At 68.2% G+C, this 21,998-nt stretch carries 23 protein-coding genes and 1 pseudogene; 17 read left to right on the top strand and 7 right to left on the bottom strand.

Features of this window, described 5'->3' with window-relative positions; genetic code table 11:
• Nucleotides 1-6: 6 nt before the first annotated feature.
• From AB0J02_RS18405 to rsmI, 4 genes are all read right to left on the bottom strand, one after another.
• On the bottom strand, nt 7-1,425 hold the full coding sequence (locus tag AB0J02_RS18405; RefSeq protein ID WP_363194722.1) for a ubiquitin-like domain-containing protein: 1,419 nt from the start codon (nt 1,423-1,425) through the stop codon (nt 7-9).
• A 151-nt stretch (nt 1,426-1,576) separates the two neighbouring features.
• Nucleotides 1,577-2,458, bottom strand: a complete 882-nt coding sequence (locus tag AB0J02_RS18400; protein WP_363194721.1) for a TatD family hydrolase — start codon at nt 2,456-2,458, stop codon at nt 1,577-1,579.
• Between the two features lie 23 nt (nt 2,459-2,481).
• The gene (locus AB0J02_RS18395; RefSeq protein ID WP_363194720.1) at nt 2,482-2,925 is read right to left on the bottom strand and encodes a hypothetical protein; all 444 of its coding nucleotides are present in this window, start codon (nt 2,923-2,925) and stop codon (nt 2,482-2,484) included.
• 197 nt (nt 2,926-3,122) lie between these two features.
• Nucleotides 3,123-4,007: a 16S rRNA (cytidine(1402)-2'-O)-methyltransferase gene (gene rsmI / locus AB0J02_RS18390; protein ID WP_363194719.1), complete on the bottom strand. Its 885-nt coding sequence runs from the start codon at nt 4,005-4,007 to the stop codon at nt 3,123-3,125.
• A gap of 84 nt (nt 4,008-4,091) precedes the next feature.
• Here rsmI and AB0J02_RS18385 point away from each other — a divergent pair, with 84 nt between their 5' ends.
• The 4 genes and pseudogenes from AB0J02_RS18385 to AB0J02_RS18370 all read left to right on the top strand — a co-directional run bounded on the left by AB0J02_RS18385 (nt 4,092) and on the right by AB0J02_RS18370 (nt 9,611).
• Nucleotides 4,092-5,855: a phospholipid carrier-dependent glycosyltransferase gene (locus tag AB0J02_RS18385; protein ID WP_363194718.1), complete on the top strand. Its 1,764-nt coding sequence runs from the start codon at nt 4,092-4,094 to the stop codon at nt 5,853-5,855.
• A gap of 66 nt (nt 5,856-5,921) precedes the next feature.
• On the top strand, nt 5,922-6,113 hold the full coding sequence (locus tag AB0J02_RS18380; RefSeq protein WP_363194881.1) for a DUF6233 domain-containing protein: 192 nt from the start codon (nt 5,922-5,924) through the stop codon (nt 6,111-6,113).
• Nucleotides 6,114-6,533: 420 nt separating this feature from the next.
• Nucleotides 6,534-6,776 (top strand): annotated as a pseudogene (locus AB0J02_RS18375) (helix-turn-helix transcriptional regulator); the annotation flags it as partial.
• 36 nt (nt 6,777-6,812) lie between these two features.
• Nucleotides 6,813-9,611 carry an AAA family ATPase gene (locus AB0J02_RS18370; protein ID WP_363194889.1) on the top strand — a complete coding sequence of 933 codons (2,799 nt, stop codon included), beginning with the start codon at nt 6,813-6,815 and terminating at the stop codon, nt 9,609-9,611.
• A 19-nt stretch (nt 9,612-9,630) separates the two neighbouring features.
• On the opposite strand, the gene AB0J02_RS18365 is transcribed toward AB0J02_RS18370, so the two are convergent.
• The 3 genes from AB0J02_RS18365 to AB0J02_RS18355 all read right to left on the bottom strand — a co-directional run bounded on the left by AB0J02_RS18365 (nt 9,631) and on the right by AB0J02_RS18355 (nt 12,056).
• Nucleotides 9,631-10,341 carry a creatininase family protein gene (locus AB0J02_RS18365; RefSeq protein ID WP_363194717.1) on the bottom strand — a complete coding sequence of 237 codons (711 nt, stop codon included), beginning with the start codon at nt 10,339-10,341 and terminating at the stop codon, nt 9,631-9,633.
• Between the two features lie 17 nt (nt 10,342-10,358).
• Entirely contained in the window at nt 10,359-11,543 is a 1,185-nt protein-coding gene (locus AB0J02_RS18360) for a helix-turn-helix transcriptional regulator (RefSeq protein WP_363194716.1), read from the bottom strand.
• A gap of 129 nt (nt 11,544-11,672) precedes the next feature.
• The gene (locus AB0J02_RS18355) at nt 11,673-12,056 is read right to left on the bottom strand and encodes a winged helix-turn-helix domain-containing protein (protein WP_363194715.1); all 384 of its coding nucleotides are present in this window, start codon (nt 12,054-12,056) and stop codon (nt 11,673-11,675) included.
• A 426-nt stretch (nt 12,057-12,482) separates the two neighbouring features.
• Here AB0J02_RS18355 and AB0J02_RS18350 point away from each other — a divergent pair, with 426 nt between their 5' ends.
• The 13 genes from AB0J02_RS18350 (at nt 12,483) to AB0J02_RS18290 (ending at nt 21,941) form a co-directional block, all read left to right on the top strand.
• On the top strand, nt 12,483-12,674 hold the full coding sequence (locus AB0J02_RS18350) for a hypothetical protein (protein ID WP_363194714.1): 192 nt from the start codon (nt 12,483-12,485) through the stop codon (nt 12,672-12,674).
• Between the two features lie 133 nt (nt 12,675-12,807).
• Nucleotides 12,808-13,077: a DUF6284 family protein gene (locus AB0J02_RS18345; protein ID WP_363194713.1), complete on the top strand. Its 270-nt coding sequence runs from the start codon at nt 12,808-12,810 to the stop codon at nt 13,075-13,077.
• Nucleotides 13,074-13,520: a Pycsar system effector family protein gene (locus tag AB0J02_RS18340; protein WP_363194712.1), complete on the top strand. Its 447-nt coding sequence runs from the start codon at nt 13,074-13,076 to the stop codon at nt 13,518-13,520. Before AB0J02_RS18345 ends, AB0J02_RS18340 begins: the two co-directional genes overlap by 4 nt.
• The gene (locus tag AB0J02_RS18335) at nt 13,517-13,729 is read left to right on the top strand and encodes a hypothetical protein (protein ID WP_363194711.1); all 213 of its coding nucleotides are present in this window, start codon (nt 13,517-13,519) and stop codon (nt 13,727-13,729) included. Before AB0J02_RS18340 ends, AB0J02_RS18335 begins: the two co-directional genes overlap by 4 nt.
• Entirely contained in the window at nt 13,726-14,616 is an 891-nt protein-coding gene (locus tag AB0J02_RS18330) for a DUF2637 domain-containing protein (protein ID WP_363194710.1), read from the top strand. Before AB0J02_RS18335 ends, AB0J02_RS18330 begins: the two co-directional genes overlap by 4 nt.
• A complete protein-coding gene (locus AB0J02_RS18325; RefSeq protein WP_363194709.1) occupies nt 14,616-14,960 on the top strand; it encodes an RRQRL motif-containing zinc-binding protein in 345 nt (114 codons plus the stop codon). Before AB0J02_RS18330 ends, AB0J02_RS18325 begins: the two co-directional genes overlap by 1 nt.
• Before the next feature lie 28 nt (nt 14,961-14,988).
• Nucleotides 14,989-15,531: a hypothetical protein gene (locus AB0J02_RS18320; RefSeq protein WP_363194708.1), complete on the top strand. Its 543-nt coding sequence runs from the start codon at nt 14,989-14,991 to the stop codon at nt 15,529-15,531.
• Between the two features lie 88 nt (nt 15,532-15,619).
• Complete coding sequence (locus tag AB0J02_RS18315; protein ID WP_363194707.1) at nt 15,620-17,746, top strand: FtsK/SpoIIIE domain-containing protein; 2,127 nt, start codon at nt 15,620-15,622, stop codon at nt 17,744-17,746.
• Nucleotides 17,747-17,950: 204 nt separating this feature from the next.
• A complete protein-coding gene (locus tag AB0J02_RS18310; RefSeq protein ID WP_363194706.1) occupies nt 17,951-18,403 on the top strand; it encodes a hypothetical protein in 453 nt (150 codons plus the stop codon).
• Nucleotides 18,404-18,425: 22 nt separating this feature from the next.
• Nucleotides 18,426-18,812: a hypothetical protein gene (locus AB0J02_RS18305; RefSeq protein ID WP_363194705.1), complete on the top strand. Its 387-nt coding sequence runs from the start codon at nt 18,426-18,428 to the stop codon at nt 18,810-18,812.
• A gap of 86 nt (nt 18,813-18,898) precedes the next feature.
• The gene (locus AB0J02_RS18300; protein ID WP_363194704.1) at nt 18,899-19,759 is read left to right on the top strand and encodes a bifunctional DNA primase/polymerase; all 861 of its coding nucleotides are present in this window, start codon (nt 18,899-18,901) and stop codon (nt 19,757-19,759) included.
• Between the two features lie 2 nt (nt 19,760-19,761).
• Nucleotides 19,762-21,237, top strand: coding sequence for an ATP-binding protein (locus AB0J02_RS18295; protein WP_363194703.1), 1,476 nt, complete (start codon nt 19,762-19,764; stop codon nt 21,235-21,237).
• Nucleotides 21,238-21,695: 458 nt separating this feature from the next.
• A complete protein-coding gene (locus tag AB0J02_RS18290; protein ID WP_363194702.1) occupies nt 21,696-21,941 on the top strand; it encodes a helix-turn-helix domain-containing protein in 246 nt (81 codons plus the stop codon).
• Nucleotides 21,942-21,998 lie beyond the last annotated feature (57 nt).

Below are 21,998 nucleotides of genomic sequence, written 5' to 3'. Positions count from 1 at the left end.
CCCGGGTCAGCCGTGCAGCCTGGGTCCGCAGTGCGGCCAGGGGCTGGCGCCGCTGCGTACGTACAGCTTCTTCGCCCGGTACGTCTGTTCCGCGGCGGGTGCGTCCTGCGGGCGGCCCGAGCCGCCGAGGCTCTGCCAGGTGCGGGTGTCGAACTGGTAGAGGCCGCCGTAGGTGCCGCTGGCGTCGGTCGCGGCGGGGCGGCCGCCGGATTCGCAGCTGGCCAGCGAGGACCAGTTCAGGGTGTCGGCGCCGTCGACGGAGGAGGGCATCGGTTTCGTGCCGACCTTGATCAGCTGCGTGCGGGGTTCGCGCACCACCTCGGTCCTGACCCGGCGCGGCTTCTGCTTGACGCCGTTGACGGTGCGCAGCGTGTACGTGACCCGCCGCAGGCCCGCCTCGCCGGCCCGGGTGACGACCTCCGTGCCCTGGAAGGAGTTCGGGTCCTGGGTGCGCTCGGTGGCGTACGCGATGGGTTCCTCGCGCACTTCTTTCGTGCCGGTCACCCGCATCACCGTGATCGTCTGCCCGTCGCGCGGGTAGCTCGCCGCCGGTACGGAGGTGGTGTCCTGGCCGTGCAGCCGGATCCCGGCCTCGTCGAGGGCCTCGCGCACGGTCGCCGCGTTCGTGCGGAGAGTGCGGCGCCGCCCGTCGGCCATGACGGTGACGCTGCGCTCGGTGCGGACGTCGAGGTCGAGGCCGTGCCGTTCGATGCGCTGGGAGCGGGAGATGGAGACGTAGGCGCCCTCGGCCCGCACCCCGAGCTGTTTGAGCGCGCCGTCGACGGTGTGCGCGGTGGTCCACACCTGGCGGCGTTCTCCGTCGAGGGTGAGCCGGACGGGGCGGCCGTAGCGGACGGCGACCTCGTCACCGTTGGCCAGTGCGCTGGTTCTGCCGGGCGCCACGATGTCGTGCGCGCCGACGTCGACGCCCTCGTCGGCGAGGAGTTCGGTGACGTCGTCGGCGAAGGTGTGCAGGGTGCGTTCCTTGCCGTCGACGCTGAGCTGGATCGCCTTGTCGTTGGCGACGAACGCGGAGGTGCCGCCGGCGAGGAACGCGACGACCAGGGCCTGCGGGAGCAGCCGGCGCAGCGCGTCGGGGCGCTGGTCGGACTTCTTGCGGCGGGCGGCGCGCCGGGCGGCGGCCCGGCCGGTCTGCGGCGCGGGTGCCGGGCGGGCCGCCGCGGGTGCGGGGGTCTGGCGCGGCAGCCGGGGTTCGGTCGGGGCGGTGGCCTGTTCGTACGCGTAGGCGGGCCGGTAGGTGTCGTGCGCCGGGGCGGCGGGCTCGTAGGAGCTCGGCGGGTGGCCCTGCGGGTAGGACTCGTACAGCGTGCCGCCGGGGCCGGTGGGCGTCCGGTACGTCACGTACGTGTCCTCGTGCGTGGCCTCGTACGTGTCCTTGTACGTCTCGTACGGCGAATTGCTCACGACGACGCTCCAGGCGCTCCAGGGGTCCGGCCCCCGGGCGGGGGCGGATCGGGCGAGCAGAACCTAGCGGAGCGTCCGTCACTCTCCAAAGCAGCGCGACTACTCAGTGTCGCGACTCTGCCCGAAGGTGAACGGGTTCGACCGTTATCGGTCAGTAACCAAAAGCGCGGGCCGTGTTGGCGGAGACCGCCGCCGCAAGGGTTTCCTCGGTGACGTCCTTGACCGCGGCCATGGCCCGGAGCGTGACCGGAACGAGATACGGGGCGTTAGGCCGACCGCGGTACGGGGCCGGGGTCAGGAAGGGCGCGTCGGTCTCGACCAGGACGAGTTCGAGCGGGGCGACGGCGAGGGCGTCGCGCAGCGGCTGCGCGTTCTTGAAGGTGACGTTGCCCGCGAAGGACATGAAGTAGCCGTTCTCCGCGCAGACTTGGGCCATGTCGGCGTCGCCCGAGTAGCAGTGGAAGACGGTGCGCTCGGGGGCGCCCTCCTCCTTCAGGAGGCGTAGCACATCCTCGTGGGCCTCACGGTCGTGGATGACCAGCGCCTTGCCGTGCCGTTTGGCCATCTCGATGTGGGCGCGGAAGGACCGCTCCTGGGCGGCCTTGCCCTCGGGGCCGGTGCGGAAGTAGTCGAGGCCCGTCTCGCCGACGCCCTTGACCTGTGGCAGTGCGGCGAGCCGGTCGATCTCGGCGAGTGCCTCGTCGAGCCCGGCGTCGCCGAGCGGCTGCCGGGCGCCCTGCCGCGACCAGCCGTCGGGGTCGCCGTGGACGATGCGGGGGGCTTCGTTCGGGTGCAGGGCGACGGTCGCGTGCACGCCGGTGTGGGCGGCCGCGGTCTCGGCGGCCCAGCGGGAACCGGCGAGGTCGCAGCCCACCTGCACCACGGTCGTCACGCCCACCGATGCCGCTTTGGCGAGGCCCTCCTCCACCGTGCCCGCCTGCATGTCCAGGTGGGTGTGCGAGTCGGCGACCTCCACCGCGAGGGGCGCGGGCAGCGGCGGCGGGGTGACGTCCTTGGAACGGTCGGGGCTCATGCCCCGATCCTACGAAGCCGTGCTCACGCCTCCTTCTTGTGGTGCGCGAAGGGGTGCAGCAGATCGGACAGGTGCCAGTGGTGGTGCTCCGCCGGGGCCGCGGCTGCGGGCTCGGGGGCCTCCAGCGGACCGGCGGCCGGGCTCTGGTGGTGGCTCCGGTGCAGTACGTCCTGCACCGAGGAGACCCGGCCGGCCCGCATGATCCTTACGACGTTGCCGCCGCAGTTGAGGCAGGTGGGCCGGGTCAGCGGCGACGGCACCCGATCGCCGTTCGCTACGTACGTCACGAACTCCGCACCGTCACCGTCGACGTGGTGCTCTATCTCGTAGGACTGCTCCCAGCCGTGCCCGCAGCGCATGCAGGCGAAGGAATATGACTCGTGGGCTGTCGATATCGCCGCGCTGCGATTCGGGACGGGGGGCGCCTGCGCACCGGTGGCCGTCTTGGAGACTGCGAACTCGCTCATGCCAGCTCCTCTTGTCCGCTGGACAAGCGCTGCCCGGGGGCAGCGTGGGGACGGGTGCGTCCCTTCAACCAGTGGACGCCTCCGCCGGGCCGAGCGCAAAAGACCTGTCGACTATTGGATCCCTTTTGGCATTTCCCTGCCGAAATGGCCGTGACACCCGGTCTTCGCTTTGCTTTTCAGGTTAGTCCTTTGCGCGCCTATGGGGTGTCCCGGGACGCATTCTTTGCCGCGACCACCGCATCGAAGACGTCCCGCTTGGGCAGCCCGGCGTCCGCGGCGACGGCGGCGATCGCCTCCTTGCGCCGCTCGCCCGCCTCCTCCCGCACCTGGACCCTGCGCACCAGTTCGGCGGGGGTGATGTCCTCGCCCGACTTCTCGGGGGCGCCCTCCACGACGACGGTGATCTCGCCCCGCACGCCGTCGGCGGCCCACTCGGCGAGCTCCTTCAGCGGCCCGCGCTTCACTTCCTCGTATGTTTTGGTGAGCTCCCGGCAGACGGCGGCCCGGCGCGACTCGCCGAACGCCTCGACCATCGCGGCGAGGGTGTCGTCGAGGCGGTGCGGGGCCTCGAAGTAGACGAGGGTGCGGCGCTCGGCGGCGACGTCCTTCAGCCGGCTCAGGCGCTCGCCCGCCTTGCGCGGCAGGAACCCCTCGAAGCAGAACCGGTCGACGGGCAGCCCGGACAGCGCGAGCGCGGTCAGCACCGCGGACGGCCCCGGCACGGCCGTGACCCGGATGTCCTGCTCGACGGCGGCCGCGACGAGCCGGTACCCGGGGTCGGAGACCGACGGCATGCCGGCGTCGGTCACGAGCAGCACGCGCGAACCGGCCACCAGGGCCTCGACCAGCTCCGGTGTGCGGGCGGCCTCGTTGCCCTCGAAGTACGACACGACGCGCCCGCCGACCTGCACACCGAGCGCCTGGGTGAGCCGCTTCAGGCGCCGGGTGTCCTCGGCGGCGACGACGTCGGCGGCGGCCAGTTCCTGGGCGAGCCGCGGCGGCGCGTCGGAGATGGCGCCGATGGGCGTACCGGCAAGCACGAGCGTTCCGGCGGACTGGGGGGAATCAGGGCTTCCTGTCACGGTTCCATCCTCGCAGGGACGCATGTCCGGCCGAGTCGGGCCCGCGCACGGGACTCGCACAGCGCGGTTCCCTACGATGGCGCGGTGACCAGTACCGCGTCGTCGTCCCAGTCGACCCCGACCAGCGCCCCGCCCGAGCAGGCCCCCGACGGGGAGCGGCAGCCGTCGCCGTGGCTGCGCGGCCTGCGCCGTTTCGGGTACCGGGCGCCGGTGAGCGGCGGTGATGTCCGTGCGCACCTCGTGCCGCCGCACCCCGCGCCGTCGTCCCGGCTGTGGGCGTCGTTCGGCCTGAGCCGGTTCACCGCCGGGCAGGCGAACCGGCTGCTCGGCTGGGCCGGTCCGCTGCTCGTCACGCTCGTCGCGGGGCTGCTGCGGTTCTGGAATCTCGGCAGCCCGAAGGCCGTGATATTCGACGAGACGTATTACGCGAAGGACGCGTGGGCGCTCATCCACCGTGGCTACGAGGTGAACTGGGCCAAGAACGCCAACGATCTGATCCTGTCGAAGAACGGCCACGTCGGGATTCCGACGGACGCCTCGTACGTCGTTCATCCGCCGGTCGGCAAGTACGTCATCGGGATCGGCGAGTGGCTCTTCGGGTTCAACCCGTTCGGCTGGCGGTTCATGACGGCGGTCCTCGGGACGCTGTGCGTGCTCATGGTGTGCCGGATCGGGCGGCGCCTGTTCCGCTCCACGTTCCTGGGGTGCCTGGCCGGGGCGCTGCTCACGGTGGACGGCCTCGCGTTCGTGATGAGCCGTACCGCGCTGCTCGACTCGGTGCTGGTCTTCTTCGTCGTCGCCGCGTTCGGCTGCCTGGTCGTGGACCGGGACAGGACCCGGGAGCGGCTGGCGGCGGCGCTGCCGGTCGACGAGTACGGACTGGTCCGCCCCGACGCGCACATCGCCGAGACGCTGCGCCTGGGATGGCGCCCGTGGCGTCTCCTCGCGGGGCTCTGCCTGGGCCTGGCCGCCGGCACGAAGTGGAACGGCTTCATCTACCTGGCCGCCTTCGCGCTGATGTCGGTCCTGTGGGACGTCGGCTCACGGCGCGTGGCCGGGGCGCGGCGCCCGTATCTCGCGGTGCTCAAGCGGGACGTCGTGCCCGCGTTCGTCTCGACGGTGCCGGTCGCGGTCGCCACGTACGTCCTGTCGTGGCTGGGCTGGATCCTCTCGCCGTCCGACGGCACCGGCGGCTACTTCCGCGACTGGGCGGCGACCGCGGGCAAGGGCGGCCACTTCACCTGGCTGCCGGACTGGGTGCGCAGCATGTGGCATTACGAGCACGAGGTCTGGGAGTTCAACACCCACCTCAGCTCGCCGCACACCTACCAGTCCAACCCGTGGAGCTGGATGGTCGACGGCCGCCCGGTCTCGTACTTCTACGAGTCACCGTCGGCGGGGCAGCAGGGCTGCCCGGCGGACGCGGCCGACAAGTGCGCCCGCGAGGTCCTCGCGCTCGGTACGCCGCTGCTGTGGTGGGCGGCCTGCTTCGCGCTCCTCTTCGTCCTGTGGCGCTGGTTCTTCCGGCGCGACTGGCGGGCGGGCGCGATCGTCTGCGGTGTGGTGGCGGGTTACGCGCCCTGGTTCCAGTACCAGGAGCGGACGATCTTCTACTTCTACGCGGTCGTCTTCGCGCCGTTCCTGTGCCTGGCGCTGGCCATGATGCTGGGCGCGATCATCGGCCGGCCCGGGTCGGGCGAGCGCCGGCGGGTGGTCGGTGCGGCGGGGGCCGGAGTGATCGTCCTGCTGATCACGTGGAACTTCGTGTACTTCTGGCCGATCTTCACGGGCCATGCCATCCCGATCGACTCGTGGCGGTCGCGGATGTGGCTGGATACGTGGGTCTAGCTGGGCGAACGTACTTGAGGGGCGCGACTGTTGCCGCGCCCCTCTCGTCGTTATTGGTCGTTGTTGGTGGGCCTGGGCCGCCGTCGGACGGCCCAGAGACGGCCCGTGTGCAGGAGACGCGTCGCTCGACCAGAGGCCTGTGCCGTCGGCAAGCGGTCGCGCGACGTCGATCGCAACAACGCGCGACGAACTCCAGCCGACGATGTCGACGCGTGCTCACATTGCCGCCCTGACACGGCACTTGGCGTACTGGACTGACCTAGGGCACTGCCAACATGCGCCGTCCGCATCTCGTCCATGCAGTCGCACATCAGATGCGGCGCCTGTCATCATCGGGAACCAGCTGGGCATCGCCTCTACACAAGGGATTGCGACCTGCTGCTCGAAATCGCCTCCGGTAAGCAGCCACCAGCCGGCCTACGTCGACAGCTAGTCGCATCGCACTGACCATGGCTGACAACTCCGGACCGTGCTCCTGAACGAACTGCAACAACTCCATCTGCTTCCCCTGTCCGTGTCCTGACTGCTCTGGCGCCGTTTGGCACTCCTCTTGTGTAGGTTCGAAAGCTGCTGTCCAGAACCGTCATAGGACAGCGGCAGGACACCGGTGCGCCTACCTGCACCTTTGCGAGATGTCCGCCGTCCACCGGACGTCCGGCGGGACACCGAATAGGCTCGATGACGTGGGGAGCAGAGAGGCGGGAGCTTGCCGTGGGATTCGGACAGGTGGATGTCAACGCGCCAGGGGCCGTGCGGGATCTCGCCGAACGGCTGCAAGACGTTGCCCAACAGGCTGACTACCTAGGGGTGCGAGAGCTTGCAGCTGGTACCGGTGTGGGTCGTACGACCGTTTCTGATGCGCTAACAGCCAAGCGCGTCCCGACCTGGCAGACACTCGCGAGTCTCCTGCGCGGCTGTAACGTCACGCCAGATCGAGAGTGGGCCAGGGTCCACGAGATGGCCCGCATGGCGATGGAGCAGGGGAGGCAGGCAGCCAAAAACGACGACCGCCCTGCCGCAGAGCCCGCTGCTGAGGACCTGGCTGTGCCAACTTCGCACGGTCCAGGCACATTCTCCATCCGAGCGCCCTACGGAGATCTGCCGCCACGGCTGCGTGGCCGAGACGATGTCTTGGGCCAACTGGAGGCCAAGCTAGCGGAAGGTGAGAGCCGAGTTCAGGTTCTCTACGGCCTCGGTGGTTGCGGCAAGACCACTGTGGCGCTGCACATGGCTCGCTACGCCCGCGACCGGGGGTACAACGTCTTTTGGCTGTCTGCGGCCACCCCCGATCGGCTCGCCACTGGGATGCGGGAGGTCGCCCGCGAACTTGGCGCCGAGGAAGAGGCCATTACAGCTGCGTGGACCGGTCGGATCAGCGCAACCGATCTGGTCTGGCGTGAGCTGGATGCTGCCGAGCGACCTTGGCTGCTAGTCGTGGACAACGCTGACGAGCCTGGGGGGCTTGCCGCCGAGGGAGGCCGCCCCGGCGATGGCACCGGGTGGTTGCGGTCAAGTACTGCTGGCATGACCGTCGTTACTTCTCGCCTGAGCAACCCGGATACATGGGGGCGCAATTCTGACACTCATCGCATTGAGGTACTGAGCCCGGCGGATGGACGCGACGTGCTGCTGGACCTTGCGGGGCAGTCCGGCGATCCAGCCGAGGCGCTCGTTCTGTCTGAACGCCTCGATGGCCTGCCCCTAGCCCTGAAGCTCGCTGGGTCGTACCTCGCGCGATCGGCACGCGGCGCGGGCCTTCTCCGGCAACATGGTCGGAGTGGACGCAGAATGCGTACGTTCGCCGCGTACACCGAGGCGCTGGGAGAGGCTGGCGCCGCCTTTCTCGACGAAGGGGAAGAGTGGCGTCCAGAGGAGCCAGACCTAGAGCGCACCCATCGCCGCTTGATCGGGCGCACGTGGGAGATATCCCTCGACTTGCTGGATGAGCAACAACTGCCTGAAGCCCGCTCCCTCATGAGACTGCTGTCATGCTGTGCTGCGGGCCCACTGCCCGTCCAGCTACTCGATCCGGCTCTCTGGACCACGCCATCAGAAGCGGATCCTTTGATGGAACGCGCAGACCGAGCCCTTGACGCTTTAGTCGATCTAAGTCTCATCGACGTTGTCGATATCGAACCCAGCGGCGCACTTAAGGGCGGAGAACCGACTCCCTGCCTGGTTAGCCACCGGCTCGTATTGGAAGCAAATGCACTCCGCTTGACCGAGGCTCAGCCGCAGGAACGATTGGCCGTTTGGCGTGCCATCGCAAGAATTATCGAGGAGGGCTCGCACCCTGCTCCCGAGGTGCCTCGTAATTGGTCTTGGTGGCGCCTGCTAGAACCGCATGTGGCTTCCGCACTGAACGCGGCCCCCGAAAACGATGAAGTCATTTTACCGCTCCTCCGCGCAGGACTCAAGGCCTATGCGTTCCACGCCTTCTCCAACCATTACGAAAGAGCTAAAGACTTCGCGCATATACTAAAAATGCGCGAACCTCTCCTTTCCGATGCCGATCCAATCCGCCTTGCTATTCGACATCGCACGGCACTCTCCTTGCTCCAAGGAGAAGAGCAGCTGCTCGCATTCAATAAGATTCTCTCCGATCAGCTCTCAAACCTCGGTCCCGACCATCCGGAAACATTGATTACTAGACACGACGTTGCAGTGCACACTGAGGAAGCCTCTTCGGAGAAGGAAGCTGAGCTTCGATCAGTACTAGAAGCACGCCGTCGAGTCCTCGGCCCCGCTGACCCGTACACCCTCCTCACTCACGGCATGCTGGCAGCTACGATTGAAGCTCGCGGGCACGACGATAACGGAGCGAAGGCCGAGTACCGCTCGCTAATCGAGCACATACAGAGCACCACGCCAGGAGACCATCGATTCCTATCTGTGCATAGTCGCCACCACATGGCCCATGCGTTAGATTCCGCCGAGCGATGGCCCGAGGCCGAGGCGGAATACTATTCGATCCTTGAAGATCTGGAATCTTATGACGAGCAGAGCTCACATTTTTACATCGACATGAGCCAATGCCTCGCCCAGAACCTTCGCAAGCAACAAAAATACCCAGAGGCCGTTGAGACGTTAACCAGAGCACTTCCATGGTTCGACGGACGAGACGCACAACATTCCCCAACAAGCCCCAGAGCTCTCCACATTAGGCACCTTCGCGGGGATCTTCTGCGGAGTTGCGGGCGCTATTCAGAAGCACTTATCGACATTCAAGAAACTCTAGAAGAACGACGGCGCACGGCCGACGAAAATGACTCTGTCATCCTAAACGAACGTCACTGCCTTGCTCATTCACTGGAAGGCTTGAGTCGACTCACCGAAGCATGGAACGAGTTCCGCGAAGTTGCTGCGGCTCAGACTCAAATCCTAGGTCCGAACGCTACACGTACACGCACCACCCGTTTCTGCCTGGCCCGCTCTCTACATCGAAATGCGGAATACAGCGAAGCGCTAAGACTGTACAAGAAAGTACTTTTCTCGGAAAGCACTGAACTCGGATCCGCGCACTCCGACACACTAGTAACACAATTCAGACTCGACCAGTGCCGTTTCGACATGGGGTTATTTACAGTATCGGAGGCACTAGACAGGCTTGAGCGCACGAAGATGGAACAACTTAAGGCCGTAGCGAACCAGGGTCACACTCGCATAAAAGCGATCGAAAGGGTGGTCTCGGGAATTAAGTCAATCCAGGAGCGGAAGATATCCCAGGACCTGGCCGACCCTTCACAACGAGCCTAGATCCGTCCACCCGAAAATTTCATTGCTCGCTGAGCGCATCAAGATGCGCCGCGAAGTCCTCTACGAGACTCTCCAAAACTGCCTTGCCCTTCGCTGTCGTTGCATAAGAGGGAAATCCGATGACGCCGGTCTCGGTGTAAGCCTTCATACCGCGGGTTAGGAGGAACGGACGTTCTCCGCCGTCGTGGTCCGCAGTCTCATAACCGTCACGTACAAGGCTCGGCTCCGCGTGCAGCAGGATCGAGGTTTCAATCTCTCCCGCGTGCATGTCGCCGTGAGCGTCCGACACGAGGCCGGCGCGCTCGCGAGAACGATTCCACTCGCGCCCCTGCGGAAAGAGAGTCATCCGGGGCTCGGTGAGGTTCGCTTCCTGGACGATGTTCGAGAGCACGTAATTGCCGCCGTGAGCGTTGACGAGCACGAGCTTGCGAATGCCCTGTGCTTCAAGGGACACGGCGATGTCGTTGACCAAAGCGTGAAGGGTCCGAGCACTGATGCTCACCGTGCCGGGCCACGTGCCGTGCTCGTGGCTGCACGCGATCGTCACGGGCGGGAGTTGGAGCACCGGGTAGGCCGCAGCAATCTCGCGGGCGATGATGCACGCGATGGCCGTGTCCGTGACGAGCGGCAGGTGGGCGCCGTGCTGTTCGTACGAGCCGATCGGGAGGATGGCGACTCGGGGTTCCTGTTCCTGGACGTCAGTGGTTGTGATCGTGGGAAGCAGGTTCACGGTTCTCCTTCATCTCGTCAGGTCCCCCTCATACTGCCCAGGGCCCGGTTGAATTCCGCAACCTCCACGAGCTTGCGGAAGGGTGTCAGGTGCGTTTGCAGCCTGGTCAACTCTGCCAAGATCCGGGCCGATCCGGTCGCCTGCGCGATAGCCACGGCTTGCGATGCCACGTTGACGGCACCCTCCAGGTCCTCGCTCTGCGCGTACGCCGTGGCCAGTCGAGCAAGGCACAGGCCGCGGTCGCGTTCTTGCTGAACAGGCCACCGTGTGAGGCTTTCTTCCAACGTCTTCACCGCGTCCTCAGGCCGATTGAGCTCGATGGCACAGTTGGCCGCTTCCATGTCGATGTACTCGACGGAGACGTATGGCGCGAGGCCTTCATCGTCTTCTGGGGCCTTGGCCGCAAGGACACGGGCCCCTTCGAGCGCGCGGGCGGTCTCGCTAGCGTTGCCCAGCACAGCCAGGGCGTTCGCTCGTGCGCGTAGAGCGACGGCTTCCACCTGGCTCGGGATCTGGCCCGAGTAGTTCAGCGCGGCATTGACCAGACCTTGGGCGTAGCCAGCGTGCCCCGCCTCCGTCGCGATGTTGGCGCGTCGCTGCAAGACGTACGCACTCAAGGTCGGGTTGTCGAGCTCGTACGCGTAGTCAAGGGCCCGGTTCGTCCAGAGCATCGCTTCCTGAGAGTCCCCCGAGTCCTGATAGAGCCACCCCAGGAACTCCGCGTACCGCAGGCTGACGCGGAGGACTTCAGCCCTCATCGAGCCCCTTGTGTCCGCACACAGCTGCTCTATGAGCGGCATTTGGCTCAGCACCGGGGGCACGAGGAACCTTGGGCCGACCAGCGGCTCAGCCTGTGCGTGCTGCACGAACACAGACTTGAGATAGCCGAGAACTTCCGGCGAGGCCGTGGGGGCGGGGCCGCGCGGGCTGGGCAACTTTGGCAGCGCATCGAGCTGCGAGGGCGCTGTCTCCAGTGCGAACCCAAGTTCCTCGCGGGTCGCCTCGTAGACCTCGCAGAACATGGCCTGGTACTCGGGGCCGGGTGGCCGGCGCCCGTTCTCGAACATGGAGACCTGTGTCTTCAGGCTGGATCGAGACGGGAGTTCGAAGCCGAGTCGTTCGGCAGCGTCGTCTAGCGCGTCCATCAGTTCAGCCTGCGACCACCCACGCGCAAGGCGGGCGGCTTGCAACTTGGTCTTCATCGCTTCCCCAACGTCAGCGGTGCAGCAGATTTCCATGATTGCTCAACAACACCGCTGACGTGGGGAGTTAACAGGTAACACAGCGAGGGTGTTAACCCCTGTCCACTGTCAACCAGCGCGGAATCGGGCTTACTGGTTCTTGTCAGCGCGACCGGAGTTACCGGCTTCCAGCCTCTCGACTCGGTCGCGAAGTTCCGAGAGCTGGGAGGTGACATGTTCGAGCCGACGAAGGACTTCGGAGAGATCCGCAGCGCTGCCGGGCCTGCCAGCGTCGGCGGCCTGCTCCGGGTCCCGGGCGTAGTTACCTCGCCCGGTCGTCATCAGGAGCCCTTCATCACGAAGGACCCCAAGGGCTTTTTGGACGGTGGTCGGCGAGATGCTGAAGCGGCTCGCCAAGTCCCGTACGGAGCCCACCTTGTGGCCGGGCCTGATGACTCCATCCCTGATCTCGCGTCGCAGGGTTTCGGCTGCCTGCTCGTAAGGCTGTCTGGGGTCGTCCTCAGCAATCGTCACGCATCCGAGCGTACCCACTAGCACGACCTAGCACGTTCATTGCGCGCACCCCTTGCGCGATGTCACGTGCTAGTACATGCTGTTACGTATCAGCAAGGGGCCCGGAAGGGCTTCGCCGCTGCATGCACTGCTGCTTGACCTGCACGAACGCAAGACCAGGAGCCCCGCATTGGACGGGGGGAGGGCACCGGACAGTCGTCTACCTCACGGTGGGCGATCCCTTGGCAGTCCGGATGGCAGACCGAAAGGTCTGGTCTCTGCCTACAGCGGGGCCCTAGCGCGCTGTTCCTTGAACCGGCAGCCGCGTCCCCGAAAGAGACCACTCATCCACTGCCGCTCACCGAGCGGCCGATTGCCTCCGCTGCTCGTCTCGTACGAGCGGCGCTGAGGGGAGCCGGAGACTCCGGCCCCGGAAGGGGGCACGTCATGTCGTTCAAGGCTGGCGACAGGGTGCGGATCGTTTCCTGTGCGGACGACCCGCGTGCGGCCGGCAAGACCGGCCGGATCGTCGACGAGGTCCCGCCGGGCGCCCTGACGGGTGGTCGGTGGACCGTCGGCAACATCAGCTTCCTCATCGCCCCTGTGCTGTGCAGCACGGGCGAGCTGACGAAGCTCTGAACCTCTCCTCTCGGTCGGCAGTCGCCGACCTCATCGCCGCAAAAAGCGGCACCCCATCAACGGCGCGCGGCTCCCAGGTTGCACCCCGGGAGCCGCTGTTCGGGCCGTACCTACTGCTAGGGAGTCACGACCCATGGATCACATCGTCACTGTTCAGGAAGCTGTTACCGCGTTCGCCGACTTCATGGAGCCGACGGGCGGGGAGCTGGACGCGATCGAGCAGGAGATGCCCGTCATCCTGGCGGACGTCGACCTGCTTGACGCGCAGATCGTCACGCTGGACCGCACGCCGAGCGAGCTGGACGAGCGCCGCATCCGCCGCGCCCGCCGCCGGGCGCTCGCCGCCCGCGTCGCCCTGCTGAACAGCACGGCCACGGCGAACCTGTCCGGCGGTGTCGCATGAGCGTCGCCATCCGCGACCTGACCGCCGCGCATGCCGAGGTGAAGGCAGAGATCAGCCGGACCGACAGCAAGGCCAGTCTCCTGCTGGCCTTCATCGGCGCTGTCCTGGCAGGGGTGTGGAGCGCGGGCCAGGGCTTGCCGCTCAGCGTCTACGTGCTAGCACCGGGGCTTGCCGGGCTCGCGCTGCTGCTGGGCGCCGCGGCGCTGCTGCTGTCCTCGGTCCGGCCGAACCTGTCAGGCCGCCACGGTTTTCCCCTGTGGGCCACCCTCACCCCGGAACAGATCCGGGATGCGGTGGCCACCGACACCGCCGCCGACATCGCGGGCCTGTCCCGCATCGCCGTCACCAAGTTCACCGCCCTGCGCCGCGCGATCGACCTGACCCGCATCGGCGGCGCCCTGCTCCTCGTGGCCGCCGTGGCCGCGTTCGGGGGTGCGGCATGAAGAACGGCCACACCAACTCGCCATTGAGCGGCCTGCCGCTGGTCCTGATCGTGACCGGCACGATGGCGCTCATCCTGGCAATGACCATGCCCGCGGCGACCGGGCCCGCCGGATGGCGCTGGGTGACCGTCGGCGGGAGCGTCCTGCAGTTCGTCGGCTGGGTGCTGCTCGGCCGGCGCATCCGACGCCGGACGGGAGGCCAGGCATGAACCTCCATCGCAAGGGCCGCACGGCCCTCGTTCTCGCTCTGGTCGCCGTGGTCGCCATGGCGTTCCGGGTCTCCTGGAACGCGCTGCGCGACATCGCGGGTGCCGTCGGCGCGGACGAGACAGCGGCGACGCTGTACCCGTTCGTCGTCGATGGCTTGATGGCCCTGGCCCTGATTGCCACCCTCGTACTGGCGGGCAAGGACCGGACGTTCGCGCTGCGGGTGCTGGGCACCTACACGCTCGCCTCATTGGTCCTCAACTACGTGCACGGCCTGGTACCGGAGCTGCACGGCCGCACGGTCGAGTGGGGTCGACTGGCCGAGTGGGACCCGGCGAACTGGGCGCTTGTCCTGCTCGCCACGTCGCTGCCGGTCGGGTCGATCTACTTCGGCTCGGACCTGGTGGCGAAGGTGCTGCACCACCGGCCCGCCCCGATCGAGCCCCCGATCGGGAATGCGGAGGAATCTGCCGAGACCGAGATGAATCGGTCTACGGCTGACCTGCCGGTATCGACCCCGGCACCGATCACAGCGAACGTGCGGGAACTGCCCCGACCGGTCGCCGTCGGCTTCCTGAAATCGAGCATCCCGACCAAGTCCGTTCCCTCGATCGTCCCGGCCCCGGTCGAGCCAATCGAACGGCGGACAGTGGCCGCAGAATCGATCCGACCGCGCGGGGCCACCGGCCGCGTGCCAGACGTCGCCCGCACCCCGCGACCGAAGCGCACCCCGGACGAACTCCTCACCGAGGCCCGCACCGCGACGGCCAATTGGGCGGACGACAAGCTCACCGCCGAGGGCATCCGCCGCGAAGTCCGCACCTCCCCGGCCAGGGCCCGCACGCTGCGCGACACCCTGCGCTCCGAGCGCGGGTTGCAGGTCGCCTGATGGCCACGCTGCCGGTCTACCGGTGGCGCCTGGCCCCGGACGGCTACGCCACCGTGCGCCAACTCCGGGCCCGCGGCCTGCGCCCCGGGGGCCAAGACGTGGCCGCGCAGTTGGAACGACCGCGCCGCCGCCGGGGCCCGCTGGTCGCCTACCTCTACCGGATCGACCGCGCGCTTCCCGTGCGGCCGATGACCCCGGCCCGGTGGGCGGCCCTGGCCAAGGCCAACACCGCCCGCCGCATCTGCCCCGAGTGCGAGCGCGATGCCGGATACGTCATCCCCACCTCGCTCGGCATGTGCGTGCCCTGCCACGACACCCCCTCAGCCGCTGTTCGTGCCGCGTGACCTGCGGCGACACGTGATCGGAGACGCTGTGAAGCCCACCATCTCTACCTACCTGCTCCGCGGCCGACGCGACCTGCTCAGCGAGACCAAGCAGCTCGCCCCGCGGGCGATGAAGCACGTGAACTGGTCGGTCAACGGCCGCATGCCCGCCGTCGAGATCACCCTGACCAACACCCGGGGCCTGGCCGAACTCGCCGTGAAGGCCGAGGCCGAACTCACCGGATGCACCGACAAGAAGACCACCGGCCGCGCCCTGAAGGGCGCCACCCGGCACTCCCGCGACGCCGCCGGCCGCGCCGTGGCCCGCACGGATGGCTCGGTGCTGATCCTGCTCAACGGCGACAACCACCGCACCACCAAGGAAGTTGCCGTCACGCTCGTGCACGAGCTGGTCCACGCGATGCAGTTCTCCCGGCGCGGAGTGCGGGACCGGATGATCCAGTCCCTGCGCGACGAGTACGGCATCGAGAAGCAGTCCCGCCGCGACCAGCGTGAGCATCAGCGGCTCGTCGAGGCCGAGGAGCGCGAGGCGTACCAGGCCGAGCACATCGCCGACGACCTCCTGCTCTAACCCCCTCCTCCCCCTCTCGTCTTCCGGGGCCAGTCGACGGCTGGCCCCGGTTTTCCCTGCCCGCATGGGCTGTCAGGAGTCAACGCGCATGAGTGACAACGTCGTTCACCTGCACAAGCACACCGGCACCACGCCTGCACCCGAAGCGTCCGTGACCACGTTGAAGGTGGTGCCGGAGCTGGTGGCCAAGCCGGTGCCGTTGTGGGTGCGCTCCGGCCGGGCCGTACGGCACGTGGCCACCCACGACCGCACCAAGACCTCCGGCCGGTTGGCCGTCCGCCACACCATGTATGTGGCCGGTGGCACGAAGATCGTGGCCCACCGCGCCTGGGACGGCCGCACCGCTGCCCGCTACGAACGGATGCTGCGGGCCGCCGAGGCGGCCGGGAACACCGAGTTGGCGCAGGAGTGGGAGGAGCGCGGGCAGCGGTACCGCGAGGCCCGCCACCGCCGCCGCATGGACCTCTTGACGTCCCCGATCGACGCGGCCAAGGGCGCCGCCGCCGGGGTCGGTCTCGGCATCGGCGGCCTGCTCGTACTCGGCATCGCCATGGCCGTGGCCACCAAGGACGTGGGCGACGTGGTCACGCCGTTGATGGCGGTCGTCGGCTTCATCCGCCTCATGCTCTGGATTGTCCAAGTCGTCTGGGGGCCGCTGACCATCGTCGGGCCGTTGCTCGCCCTGCTCGGTCTGTGGGCGGTCGGCCGGCACTCGCAGGCAGCCCCGCACTGGGCTCTGCCGGACAACATCCGCAGCAGTGAGGGGGAGCCGATCACGCCGTCGATCGTGGTCAAGGCCCTGCGCGACCTCGGGGTGGCCCCGCTGCGCAACGCCATCAAGGACATGGGCGACGTCGGCGCCTCGATGCTCGGCCCGATCCGGATCGCCGGATGCGGCGTCGAAGTCGACGTCACGCTCCCGTCCGGGGTGTCGACCAACGAGGTGCAGGGGCGCCGCAAGAAGCTGGCAGAGAACCTGACCCGCCACGAGCACGAGGTGTTCATCACCATCCCCGAGGCGGCCCGCACGGTCCGCCTGTGGATCGCCGACTCGGGCGCGCTGGACGAGCCGATCGGCCCGTCCCCGCTGGTCACCGACGAATCGATGACCGCCAACTACAAGTCCGGAAAGGCCCCGTGGGGGCAGGACCTGCGCGGCGACGCCGCCGAACTCAGCGTCTACCAGCGCCACCTGCTCATCACCGGCCGCTCGAACCAGGGCAAGACCGCCGCCCTGCGCGCGCTGGCCCTGTGGCTGGCCCTCGACCGGTCCGTGCAGTTCTGGATCGCCGACCTGAAGGGCGTGGGCGACTGGAGCATGTTCGACGGCATCGCGGACGTCCTGATCGAGGGCCCCTCCGACGAACACGTCATGCAGGCGACCGAGATGATCGAGGCCGCAGTGGAGGAGATGAACCGGCGCATCGAGGTACGCCGCAACGACCCCACGGCCACGTTCGCGCCGCTCATCGTGACCGTGGACGAGGCGCAGATGGCGTTCATGTGCCCGGCCGTCGGCGACGACAGGCGGCCCTACGGCGGGGCCAAGGCCACCTCCCGCTACTTCATGGCCGCCCGCTACCTCCACAACCAGGGCCGGGCAGTCGATGTGCTGCTGTGGCAGGGCACCCAGGACCCCACCGACCAGAACCTGCCCAAGCTGGTCCGCGAGGGCGCCCACACGCGCGCCTCCCTCGTGCTGGGCACCGACACGCAGTCCCGCATGGCTTTGGGCGATAAGGCTGTCGACGACGGGGCCGCCCCGCACCTGCTGCGCCAGGGCCTGGACAAGGGAACCCTGGTCGTCGCCTCGGACGGCATCGACCTGCCCAAGGGCCAGTCGTTCATCACCGTGCGCACGCACTTCATCGACGACGACCCGGCCAAGGAGATCGCCGCACGCGCCAAGGCCCTGCGCGACGGCGTCACCACCCTGCACGTCATCGACAACACCGAGGACCGCGATGCGCTGGCCGACGTGGCAACCGTCATCGGCAAGGCCCCTCGGATGCGCACCGACGAGGTCCTGAAGCTGCTGCACGCCCTCGACACCGCCACCTACGGCGAGTGGAACAACGGCCGCCTCAAGCGACTGCTTGAAGAGCACGGCGAGACGCCGAAGAAGTCCCACGGCGTCATGGTCGTCCACCACGACGCCGTGGCCCGCGCACTCGCCAACCGCGACGAGACAGGTTCCGCTTCCGCCGCCGAGTAGCGGGGAGGAACGAGGGCCCGCGCCGGGGAGGCGGGGAGAACTCCCCAACCCCCTCCCCGGGACCAAATCCCCCTGCTGATCAGCGCAAACATCGTTTCAGGGAGGCGGGGAGGCGCCCTGCTCACACCCCTGAAACACCCCTCCAGGAGGCACCCCCAGGGGGGTGCCTCCACCTCCCCAGCCGAGCACCGGAAGGGATTCCGCATGCTGCCCGAACACGTCCACCCCACGGCCGCACAGGCGCCCGTCATCGTCCATCAGCCCGCCCCGATACAGCACGTCCAAGCCGCTCCGGTCGTCGCCGTGCAGCTGGGCCACATCCCCACCGTGCAGACCATCGTGCTGCCCGACGGGCGCGCGGTCACCGGCTACGCCATCAACCCCGTCCAGCCCGAACCGGTCGCCACCAAGCCGGCCGTGTCGCGGGCGGCGGTGAACGTCGCGCTCGGCGGCGTCGGCTTCCTCACCGTGTGCGGCGGGCTGCTGCTGCTCACCACGTTCATCGCCGCACTCGCCGCGCTCATCCAGCAACTCATCATCCTGACCGCGGTCGTCTTCGGCGGCTGGATCGCCGTGCAGGTCCTCGGCGCCTCCCGCGGCGGGACCACGGTCAACATCCGCAAAGCCGTCATCAAGCGCAACCACTTCCACAGTTGACCCCGCCGAAGGAGACCCGCTGATGACCAAGCGCACAGTCGACGCGGACCAGTACCCGCGCCGGGCCGCCGACGCCATCCGCACCTTCAACCACGCGACCCGCCCGCGCAGGGACGTCCGGTCCGCCATCGCCCACCCCGGCACCGCGTACCACGTGATCGGCGAACTCACGACGCTCGCACAGCGCCTGCCGCAGGCCCTGGATCAGACCGCCGAAGCCGTCGGCGCCATGAACGCGACCGGCCACCTCACCGCCGACCACGGCGTCCCCGCCCTGCACGTCGTCGACACCCTCACCGCCCTGCGCGACGCCATCCAGCACGCGAACGCCCTCACCGACGCCCTGGAACGCGCCCACGGCTCCATGAGCCCGCTCGGCTGGTCCGGCCCGCTCCCCGACACCGAGTAGCTACGCCAAGGGCGGCCCCACCGTCTCGCCAAAGCCGCGGGGCCGCCCTTGCCACCCAGCACTCAGAGAACTGGAGGACCTCCAGCATGACTCAACCGACCCCCCTTCAGGGAGAGCACCTGCGTAACGCTCTCGCCCTGGCCGCCTCCGGCGTGCCCGTACTGCCCCTGCGAGCCGGGAAGGTCCCGTTCGGCAACTGCCGCCGCTGCACCGACAACGCGTGCGGCGGCCGGCCGAACATGAAGACCCCCGGGCCGTGCGCCTGCCCCGGCCTCTGCCACGGCTGGTCCGCCGCGACCACCGACCCGCACATCATCAACTCCGGCATCTGGCGCCGCGCCTGGATGGCCGCGGCCGCGGTCGCCTACCACCCGGGCGGCGCGGGGTTGACGGTCGTGGACCTCGACGACGCCGACGCGATCACGTGGGCTCGCGAGAATCTGCCCACCACGCAGACTGTGCCCACCACCCGGGGTGAGCACTGGCTGTACCTCGGTGCGATGCCGTCCGCCAACGCGGTACTGCCCGGCGTGGACATCAAGTCCACCATGGCCTACGCCCGGTGGCTCGGATTCGGCACCGGCACCATGACCGCCCTGCCCGATGCTGTGCGCGCGCTGACCGTGAAGAAGCCCGCCGAGGTTCGGCCGGCGCCGCAGGCCATCACCGTGCCGGCCCCGGCCGGGGGCGGGGAGTGCCGCCACCGCACCCCGGCCTACCTGGACCGTGGCATCGCCATGGCGGAGCAGCGCATCACCGGAGCCAGCTCGGCGATCCACACGACCGTCTACCGGACTTTCCTGGCCGTGCTCTCCAAGCACGGCCGGTGCGGCTGCCTCACCGAGACGCACGTCGCGCGGCTGTTCACCGCCGCGCAGACCAAGGGCGAAACCGCCCGGCACTGCACCGACGCGTGGACCAACGCCCGCACCAGGTTGGGACTGTGACCATGGCTGACGACGAGAAGAACCCCGCCCGCGAGGTCATCACCGACTACGCGCAGGCGCACTTCCGGTACTTCCGCACCGCCGACGGCACCGTCTACGCGCAGAAGAACGGCCACCCCGTGGCCCGACCGATCCGCTCCCAGGGCACCACTGGAAGCCACCGCCAGGAACTCATGGTCGGCCTGTTCAAAGACGGGCTCGGCGTCTTCAACGGCACTGCCCTCAAGGAGGCGTTGGACTTGATCGAAGCACTCGCACTGAACGAGGACACCCAGGCCGTGCACATCCGCGTCGCCCCCGGCTTCGACGGGGCCACCTGGCTGGACCTGGGCCGCATGGACGGGCAGTCGGTGCGCATCCACCCCACCGGCTGGGACATCCGCGTCCCCGACCCCCGCGAGGTGTGCTGGCGGCGCACCCAGCTCACCGGGGAACTGCCCCTGCCGGCCAAGGACACCAACGGAACGGGCATCGACCTCCTGCTCCGGCTGTGCAACTTCGCCAACGCCGAGACCGAATGCCTGGCCATCGCCTGGCTAATCGGCTGCCTCGGCCCGTCCGTGCCCGTCCCCGCCCCGTTCCTCACCGGGCCACAGGGCGCGGGCAAATCCACGGCAGGCCGGATGCTGGTCCGGATCATCGAGGGCATGACCGGCGACCTGCGGCGCGCCCCGAAGGACGAGGAGAACCTGATCGCCGCCGTCTCAGCCGGGTGGGTCACCGCGCTGGACAACCTCTCTCACCTCACCCCGGACCTGTCCGACGCCGTGTGCTGCATCGTGACCGGCGCCGAGAGCGTCAAGCGCGCCCTGTTCACCGACGGGGACGTGTTCCGCGTCGGCTACCGGCGCCCCCTGCTGCTGACTGGCATTGACGTCGGGCTCATCCGGGGCGACCTGGCCGAACGCCTCCTGCCGCTGCGGCTGGAGCGCCCCAAGGTCCGGCGCACCGAAGCGGAGTTGTGGGCGGAGTACGCGGAAGTTCTGCCCGTCATTCTCGGCTCGCTCCTGGACCTGACGGTCAAGGTCCGCGCCGCCGACGCAGAGACTCCCACCGACCTGCGGATGGCGGACTTCGCGCACCTGTGCGCGCAACTCGACACGGCGACCGGCCTGGGGGCGCTCACCGCGTACCGGGCCAGCCTGGACGACCTCAACGACGACGTCATCGAGGGCGATCTGCTTGCACAGACGGTCCTTCGGCACGCCGAGACCCTCACCCCGGGCGCGGATCAGCGGATGACGTCCACTGAGTGGCTGCACCTCCTCAGCGGCCTCTACAACGACGATGGGCTGCGCCCGCTGCCCAAAGGGTGGCCGACCACCGGCAAGGTCCTCTCCGACCGTCTCAAGCGCCTTCAACCGACCCTGGCCGCCCGAGGTGTCCTCATCGACGCGGGGCGCACCAGCGAAGGCCGCTACCTCGAAATGACCCGCCCGGCCACCCCGCCCCCACACGAGCAGAAGCGGGCATTCTGACCCACGGACCGCGCGCCCGGACAAGCAAGAGGAGCACCACCACCAAGGCGTGCTCCTCTTGCTGTTCGGCGCAACGCGCCGCCTCATAAGACGCGCCGCCAAGGCGGCTCCTTCTTCACGCTTGAAGCGGCACCGCACCACAACAGACGCCCCCTCTTTTGTCCTAAGAGGGAAGACGCTGCGTCATCTGCGTCATGAAGGCCGAAAAACGGTTCCTGACCTGCGCCAAGAGGCATGACGCAGACGACGATCTCTGCGTCATCCTGCGTCATCTGCGTCACCCGATGACGCAGCACATGACGCGCCGATGACGCACCCCGCGCCTACTGCGTCACGCAAAGCCCCAGGTCAGAAGCTCACATGACGCTGATGACGCAATGACGCAGAAATCCGCACCTCGGACACACACGGACGCAGAGCAGCCGCGAACGCCAACACGACGCACTGCCGAGGACCCCATGAGCCGAAGCCCTTCCGCTCCATCCGACCCCCGCGCCACCCTCCGGGGCGGCCTGCCCGACCGGTACCTCACCCCCGACGACATCGCCGAAATCTTCGAGGTGCCCAAGGAAACCGTCTACCAGTGGCGCAAGAAGCGCACCGGCCCGCCCGGCTTCCGCATCGGCAAGCACATCCGCTACGACCCCGCCGACGTGAAGACCTACGTCACTGAGCTCCGCCGAGTGGACGCCGAGGCTGCCTGACCTCACCAGCCGAGACCACTCGTTCAACTCCCAAGGGAGGGCCACCCCGTGGCCCTC

Source organism: Streptomyces sp. NPDC050264 (assembly GCF_040655895.1).
In the GTDB taxonomy this organism is placed as follows: Bacteria; Actinomycetota; Actinomycetes; order Streptomycetales; family Streptomycetaceae; genus Streptomyces.
Note: the sequence above shows the minus strand (reverse complement) of the source record. Positions and strands in the feature narration are given on the sequence as shown.